The 1,853-nt window shown below is 56.7% G+C and carries 1 protein-coding gene, 1 tRNA gene and 1 pseudogene; 2 read left to right on the top strand and 1 reads right to left on the bottom strand.

The features are described from left to right. Nucleotides 1–618 precede the first annotated feature (618 nt). Nucleotides 619–1,039: pseudogene (locus tag A3A5_RS0119185) on the top strand (IS4 family transposase); the annotation flags it as partial. Nucleotides 1,040–1,150: 111 nt separating this feature from the next. Beyond that, nucleotides 1,151–1,238: transfer RNA gene (locus A3A5_RS0119180), tRNA-Ile, on the top strand. 202 nt (nucleotides 1,239–1,440) lie between these two features. On the opposite strand, the gene A3A5_RS0119175 is transcribed toward A3A5_RS0119180, so the two are convergent. Next, the gene (locus A3A5_RS0119175) at nucleotides 1,441–1,641 is read right to left on the bottom strand and encodes a hypothetical protein (RefSeq protein WP_018312151.1); all 201 of its coding nucleotides are present in this window, start codon (nucleotides 1,639–1,641) and stop codon (nucleotides 1,441–1,443) included. Between the last annotated feature and the right edge of the window lie 212 nt (nucleotides 1,642–1,853).

Below are 1,853 nucleotides of genomic sequence, written 5' to 3'. Positions count from 1 at the left end.
ACGCCGCTTCGTCAGAAGTTAACAGAGCCAGCGCTCCAGTCGTTGTGCGTAAACGTCAGCCCATCCGACCCCGGATTTATGCAACAACGCCATTCGGGGCCGACTTAGCCAAAGATGCTTTCGGAAGCCCCTGTGATGGACAGAAAACGGCCCTCGCGGTCGACGACGCAGATCGCGTCGAGCAGCAGGTCCATGACGTGCATGGGGGGCAGTGTCGCCATACGTTTATTTGCGTTGTGGGCGCCGGACGCCAGAGGTGCGTGGGATTTCTACCTCGAGGATTTCGGGGGGCAGCCGAGCTTGCACCATCCATGTTGCGGGCGGATGTCGGAGGATGGGAGACCAGCGGAAAGCGTTCCAAAATTTCCTGATTTTTTATAGGGTAGACGTCCTCTTAGTGCATAGAGATTCTTGTGTTTTAGTTTGGATTTTCCTTGCCGATCAATGACTTCCCAAGTCACTAATTCGCGGCTACTGTCCCTTCGCGAAAAATTCTGACGCTCTCACGCTACGGTGCCCGTCATGCCGATCTGGAGAGCCGGGACGACTTCGCCGCTGGTCTTGGCGACACCACAAACGACAAGCTTGAAAAAGGCGTCGTTGCACGACTGTTGAGAAATCGATTGGTATCGAGGCCAGATGGGAGATCGAGAACTTCTTCCATGTGCTGAAAAACGCCTGCAAGGTGGAAGCGTTACAGCTCTCGCACATGGACCGAGTCGAACGTGCGCTGGTGTTGTACATGGTGGTCTCGTGGCGTATTGCGCGACTGATGCGCCTGGGCAGAACCTGTCCCGAACTAGACGCGTCGTTGTTCTTTGATGCCGACGAGATACGGGTGCCTATCTGCTGGCGAAGAAGCCGCGCCCTCCAAAAGCCACCCACTTTCAATCAAATAATTCGCCTGATTGCATCACTGGTTGGCTTCTTGGGCCGCAAGAGCGACGGCGAACCCGGCGCAAAGACGCTCTGGATCGGCTTGCAGCGAACCATGGATGCTGCAGCCACAATTCAGGCTTTACGCAACGAAGGCGCATGATTTCTGTAAAACGAGATGACCACAGCTGGCTCGCAACGCTAATGCAAGAAACGGTGCGTGCAAACTGTGCGAAGAGGCCATATTCAGGGTAATATGTCGCGCTGAACTATCGGGCCGGACGCCGTGTTGGTTGCAGGCAGCGGACTCATAATCCGCCGGAGATATCCCACCGTGGGTTCGAATCCCACCCGGCCCACCAGTTTCGCTCTTTAACCCACTCCTGGCGCTCAACACACGTCCGGCCTTGATGACACGTGCGGTAGAGACATGTCGCCTTGCCACGCAGCCTGCAACATAGGCGTTCTTCTTGGGCGCTTTGGGTCCCCGCGGATGTTTTCGCAACGCAAGTGCATCAACGTGCGTTGCTATTTTTCGCTCGCCGCCCGATCGCACGAGCCACCTTACCGAATACGGCGCATGGCTGCGAGCATGGAATGCCCCTGACTCGTCAGGCGAGGGTAGGCATTACCGGTAGCATGGCCATGCTCCATCGTGAACAGCTTGTGGACCAGCAATCTGTCCAGTTGCTCGGGTTCGAGGTCATCGATCTCCTGCGCATCGCCAAGCAGCTGCAGCGCGGCGATTTCATGCGGACTTAGCATCAGCGGCCTCCTTAGTCGGGGTCTACGGCCGCTGGTCCGTGGAACGATTTCCACGGAGGACGATGGAACGGCAGTGTGTGTAATCGGTGCGAGGACGCTGGGAGCGCAACACCGAGCATCCACCCTAAACCCATTGCATTACACACAAGTTGTGACAACGGGGTTGTAAACCGAGCGAAGAAGGCGTTTACTCGCGGTTTCGAATCGGCGGG

This window comes from Cupriavidus sp. UYPR2.512 (assembly GCF_000379565.1).
Classification (GTDB): domain Bacteria; phylum Pseudomonadota; class Gammaproteobacteria; order Burkholderiales; family Burkholderiaceae; genus Cupriavidus.
Note: the sequence above shows the minus strand (reverse complement) of the source record. Positions and strands in the feature narration are given on the sequence as shown.